The organism is Erythrobacter sp. (assembly GCF_038133525.1).
Taxonomy (GTDB): Bacteria; Pseudomonadota; Alphaproteobacteria; order Sphingomonadales; family Sphingomonadaceae; genus Qipengyuania.
Map to the genome: position 1 here is coordinate 7506 of NZ_JAYPTL010000041.1, position 5487 is coordinate 12992.

At 63.5% G+C, this 5487-nt stretch carries 5 protein-coding genes; 2 read left to right on the forward strand and 3 right to left on the reverse strand.

Annotated elements, in window-relative coordinates; all coding sequences use genetic code 11:
- Nucleotides 1-33 precede the first annotated feature (33 nt).
- Both AAFM29_RS11515 and AAFM29_RS11520 read right to left on the reverse strand, forming a co-directional pair.
- Entirely contained in the window at nt 34-1320 is a 1287-nt protein-coding gene (locus AAFM29_RS11515; protein ID WP_341712943.1) for an acyl-CoA dehydrogenase family protein, read from the reverse strand.
- Nucleotides 1320-2681 (reverse strand): phosphotransferase family protein, encoded by a 1362-nt coding sequence (locus AAFM29_RS11520; RefSeq protein ID WP_341712944.1) that lies wholly within the window; start codon nt 2679-2681, stop codon nt 1320-1322. The genes AAFM29_RS11515 and AAFM29_RS11520 overlap by 1 nt, the downstream gene beginning before the upstream one ends.
- 206 nt (nt 2682-2887) lie before the next feature.
- Between AAFM29_RS11520 and AAFM29_RS11525 the strand changes: the two genes are divergently transcribed.
- A complete protein-coding gene (locus AAFM29_RS11525) occupies nt 2888-3901 on the forward strand; it encodes a serine hydrolase (RefSeq protein WP_341712945.1) in 1014 nt (337 codons plus the stop codon).
- 99 nt (nt 3902-4000) lie between these two features.
- On the opposite strand, the gene AAFM29_RS11530 is transcribed toward AAFM29_RS11525, so the two are convergent.
- Entirely contained in the window at nt 4001-4249 is a 249-nt protein-coding gene (locus tag AAFM29_RS11530) for a hypothetical protein (RefSeq protein WP_341712946.1), read from the reverse strand.
- Nucleotides 4250-4495: 246 nt separating this feature from the next.
- Here AAFM29_RS11530 and AAFM29_RS11535 point away from each other — a divergent pair.
- On the forward strand, nt 4496-5487 hold a 992-nt coding region (locus AAFM29_RS11535; protein WP_341712947.1), incomplete at its 3' end, for a 5'-3' exonuclease H3TH domain-containing protein.

Consider the following 5487-nt stretch of genomic DNA (forward strand, 5'->3'; position numbering starts at 1 on the left):
CTCCGATCAAGATCACCCTGTTGACGAGCGTCTTCACCCGTACATCCCCCGCTTCGGCCCGAGATAGCCGAACAGATAGGCACCGACCTTGCGCATCTGGATCTCCTCCGCCCCTTCGGTGATGCGATAGCGGCGGTGGTGGCGATAGATGTGCTCGAACGGCTTGTGGCGCGAATAGCCGATCCCGCCATGGACCTGCATCGCCCGGTCGGCGGCCTGGCACACCAGCCGGTTCGCCCAATAGTTGCACATGCTGACCTTGTCCGAGATGGTCTTCTCGATCATCTCATGCGGCATGTTGTCCATTTCCCAGGCGGTCTTGTAGATCAGCAGGCGCAGCATCTCGCACTGTGTTGCCAGCTCAACCAGAGGGAACTGGATCGCCTGGTTCCGCGCCAGCTCTTCGCCGAAAGGCTTGCGCTCGCGGGCGTATCTTACGCTTTCCTCGACGCAGTAGCTCGCCGCACCCAGCGATGAAGCCGCCTGACGGATGCGGTTCTGGTGGACGAAGCTCTGCGCCAGCGCCAGGCCGCGCCCTTCGACGCCCAGGATCGCGCTATCGGGGACCCAGACATTGTTGACCGACAGGCGCGGGTGATCGGTCGGCATGTTGAAAGTCCACATCCATTCCTCGATCTCGAGGCCGGGAGTGGGATTGGGTACGAGGAAACAGGTGATCCCGCTGGCATCGCCGTCCTTGCCGCTGGTGCGGGCGAACATGGCGCAATGCGTGGCGACATGCATGCCGGTGATCCACATCTTCTCGCCGTCAATGCGCCAGCCGTCGACCCCGTCGCGGGTCTCGCGCACGGCCTTGGTCTCCATATGGGTGGCATCAGATCCGTGATGCGGCTCGGTGAGGCCGAAGGCCACCCGGCGCGTGCCCTCAAAACCTCCCAGGATGAATTCCTGCTTCTGTTCCTCGGTCCCGAAAGTCTCGAACATGGCGACGAAGGGGAAATTGCCGACGATCGAATGCTCGTTCTGCAGATCGTTGTGCAGGCCCAGCCCGCGCGCAGCGAAACGGTCGCGGATCACCGCCATCCACAGGTTGGAACCGTCTTTGCCGCCGTATTTCTTGGGCGCGGAAAAGCGCCAGTGGCCCGCGGCGTCCGCCGCCTTGCGCGCCTGGCGCAGCAGGTCTTCCCATTCGTGCCGCGGCAGCCCGCCGTTCTCGAAATCGGTCCGCGCCCACTCACGCCGATGGTCGAAGAACCGGATATTGTCGTCCTTGGCGACCAGCGGCTCGATCTCGGCCTCGATGAAGCGCTCGAGCTCAGCGTAATAGTCCTCGAGCTCCTTGGGCACGGTGAAATCCATCAATCCTCTCCTGTCCATTGGCGCCGGGCGACCGCGAGCGCGGGATATTTCGGCATGTCGACTGCCAGCTTGTCGAGTGCGGTGCGACGCAGCTGCGCGAGCAGACCGGGCTCTTCCAGACTGCGATGCCCTTCGATCAGGGCGCGCGCGAGTTCCGCATCGGTCGGATCGACTTTCGCGGCGTAGTCGCGAGCGATGATGCCCAGCGCATTGCGAGCGACGGCGTGCTGGAACCGGTCATGACCTTCCATCCGGTCCTTGACCGTCGCGAGCCACTCGGAAATCGCAGTCGCGAGCTCGCCAGCCGTAGCTTCGCCCGTCGGAGGTGGCGGCGATGACAATGGCGGCAGTGGACGGTCGCGTTCCTCCTGCGGCGCTTCGCCTTCGAGCAGCAGCAGCAGGTCGAGCTCTTGCTCGCTGGTCCGGCGCGAGATGATCGCGCGTTCCACTGTCCGGTCGGCCCCTTCGCGCCAGGTCCGGCCCATGCGCCAGCAGCCGAGTGCCCACCAGCAAGTGCGATAGACCAGCCACCAGTTAAATCGAGTCCGGTCGACGGCCCTGCCGCCGGCAGCTTCGTAAGCCGCAAACCAATCGTCGAGACTCGCCAGGCCGACGGCCGGTCGGTCGATCCGGGCAAAGCGCCAGACGGTCATGCAGGCATAGGCGAGATCCTCATGCGGATCGCCGAGGTGGGCAAGCTCCCAGTCGAGCACGCCGGTGAGGTCGTTGCCCGAGACGAGGACGTTGCCGAGGCGGTAGTCTCCATGGATCAACGCAGGCTCGGTCGGCCCCGGCAGATTGTCTTCCAGCCAACGCAGCGCCAAGGCTACCACCGGGCGATCCCCACCCGCTTCTTCGAACTGGGTACGCAAGCCGGCAACCCCGGCAGCCGGATCAAGCGTTGGCAGGCCCGGCGGCAATGCGGCGTGATCGACACTGTGGATTCCGGCGAGTTCACGCGCCAGCTGCCCGGCCAGGTTCCGGCCGTCAGCCTCGCCCGCGTTGTCGGAAAGGATCGACCGCGGATCGGGCGTTCCGGGCAAGGCTCGCATCACGAAACCCGTGCCGAGGCCGTCCGCTTCCTCCAGTTCGACAACAATTTCGGGTGCCAACACACCCACTGCGTGGACCATGCGGATCGCTGCAGCCTCTATGTCATGACCGATCGCGCGGCCTTCCATCATTGCGGCAGAGGGCGCGCGGCGGAGCACGAAGTCCTCACTGCCGCTGGCGAAACGCCAGCTCTCCATGGTTGCCCCGCCCGTCAGACGGGTCAGTTTTTCAGGTGCAGGCAATCCGGCCCGCGCCAGTGCCCGGCCAAGCCCACGCTCCAGCGCAGTCCCGCTATCCGACTCTCCCATGACCCTTGCTTGCAGGCAAAATCGGTTTCACTCAAGAACTGATCTTGGGCGCGCCATCGCATCGGACGCGCATCTTGGTTTCCGGAAATTGCCCTTGCGGACAAGAGGCTGTCGCGGATGGAACACTTTTCATCGCGTTCCTGCTTGCCAGCGATTCCCTGCCCATATTAAACATAAGGCAACCATAGCAGTGGTACCGAGGTCGAATGCGGACAGGATTTCTCAGCACGGTTCTGGCAGCGAGCGCGATGTTGCTGGCTGCACCTGCAGCCGCAGATGGCGACACCACGAGTTTCGAGAAATCCTTCGACAGTGCCCTTGGCACTGAAGTCCGCGCACCGCAGAATTTCGAAGCACGTTACGACAGCGATCTGGAACGCCGCATTGCGTCGATTGCTGACGGCTCGCGTGGCCGGATCGGTGTGGCGGCGATCGATCTCTCGACCGGCCGCTATGTCGGCGTTCTGGGGGATCAGCGCTTCCCCATGGCCAGCACCAGCAAGATCGCGATCGCCGCGACCTTCCTTGAGGGGGTCGAGAAGGGCCGCTGGAGCCTGACCAGTGAATTCCCTCTCCTGGTACCGCAGCGTTCAGCACCATTTTCGAGCACCCGTGCCCCGGTCAGCGAAGGCCAGCATTTTCCGGCCATCGACCTGATCGAGATGATGATCACTCGCTCGAACAACGCCGCTACCGATGCATTGCTCCGCGTGGTCGGAGGACCGGCCAAGGTCAACGACTGGGTACGCCGCCAGGGGATCACCGAATTCAGTCTCGATCGCGACATCGCAACGCTGGTCCGCGACGACGGGGAGTTCAACCCGGCGAACCACATTGACCCGCGCGACAGCGCGACGCCCAAGGCGATGGTCCAGCTGCTGACCGGTCTCTATCAGGGCAAGTTCCTGAGCGACGAAAGCCGGCGTGTCCTGCTGGGCGCGATGAGCCGCACCGTCACCGGCAAGCGCCGGATCCCGGCGTTGATGCCGGCGGACGTGCGGGTGAGCCACAAGACCGGCTCGCTCAACAATACCTCAAGCGACGTCGGCATTCTCGAGACCGCGGACGGCCGAGCGGTCGCTGTGGCGATCTATGTTACCGGCCAGGGCACCAGGCTCGAACGCGAAGCGCGCATTGCACAGATCGCCCGTGCGCTGCACGATGGCTATGCCGTGGAGAGCCAGCGCAACTGGGCCAGCGCGTCCTACGGCGGGCACTAGGGCGCCAAGCTGCAAACGAGGGTAAAGGAAAAGGGCGGCGCCGCATGGCACCGCCCTTTCTTGTTCCGGATCGGATACCCGTCCGAAGCGCAGGTCCGATTACTCGGCGGGCGCTTCTTCGGTCATCGAATCGGTAGCTTCTTCCACCTTGTCAGCGGCGTCTTCAGCGGTTTCGGCAACGGCATCACCGGTAGCTTCCATGGCGTCGCCAGCGGCGTCGGCATTGGCTTCGGCGTCGGCAGCCATGCTGTCGGCGGTGGCTTCAGCAGCGTCTTCGGTCTTTTCCGAGCAGGCGGCGAGAGCAAGGGCAGCGGCCGAAGCGGCGGCAACGAGAGCGATCTTGCGCATAGGATTATTCCTTGAACAGCGAGTTATGATGCGAATTTGCGACCCGAGAGCCGCTTATCCACGCGAACCCCGGAATCGGGCCTCACAATGGCTGAATAATGGCCAGATTGTGGCATCGCAAGGTGTTTCGCCCCTCCATCTCCATTCGCTACAGACATACTGTTGATTCACCTTGGGAATTTTGGCGGACCGGAGGGGACGGCAAAAGCGCTCCCCATGCAGGCTAGGCGCTGCTAAGCCGCAATAATGGCCGCAAAACCGCATCTCTACCTCGTCGACGGATCCGCATATATCTTCCGCGCCTATCACCGGCTGCCACCGCTGACCGACCCCGAAGGCACGCCCGTGGGCGCAGTCTATGGTTACACCACCATGCTGTGGAAGCTGGCCGACGATCTCGACAAGGCCGATGGCCCCACGCACCTTGCGGTGATCCTCGACAAGGGTTCGAAGAGCTTCCGCAACGACATTTACCCCGAATACAAGGCCAACCGGCCACCGCCGCCCGAGGACTTGCGGCCGCAGTTCCCCCTGATCCGTGACGCAACCCGCGCCTTCAGCCTGCCCTGTATCGAGGAAGAGGGGCTAGAAGCGGACGATCTCATCGCCTCCTATGCCCGCGCTGCACAAGGCCAGGGGTGGAATGTCACCATTGTCTCCTCCGACAAGGATCTGATGCAGCTGGTCGGCGAGGTTGATGATGCACGGATCGACATGCTCGACACGATGAAGAGCCAGCGGATCTATCGCGAAGAGGTCGAGGAGAAGTTTGGCGTTCCGCCCGAGATGGTCGGCGACGTACTCGCGCTGATGGGCGACAGCGTTGATAACATCCCCGGCATCTTCGGCGTCGGTCCCAAGACCGCTTCGAAGCTCATCTCCGAACATGGCTCGCTCACCGCTGCACTCGATGCTGCGCCCGAGATGAAGAAGTCGAAGCTGCAGGAACGTCTGCTCGAAGGCCGTGATATGGCCGAGCTGAGCCGGGTGCTGGTCACGCTCAAGGAAGATTGCGAGCTCCCCGAACCACTCGACGATTTCAAGCTCGACGGGGTGCCCCCCGAACCCCTCGCCGCATTCTTGGCCAAGCACGGCTTCACGAGCCTGCTCAAGCGGCTCGATGCCGGGGCTGGCAGCCCCACACGCGCGACCAACCTCAACCCGGCAAAGCAGGAAACCCCCAGTGCACCCGCGAGCAGCGATGGCAACCGCCAGCCGCTGCCCGAGCTGCCAACGAT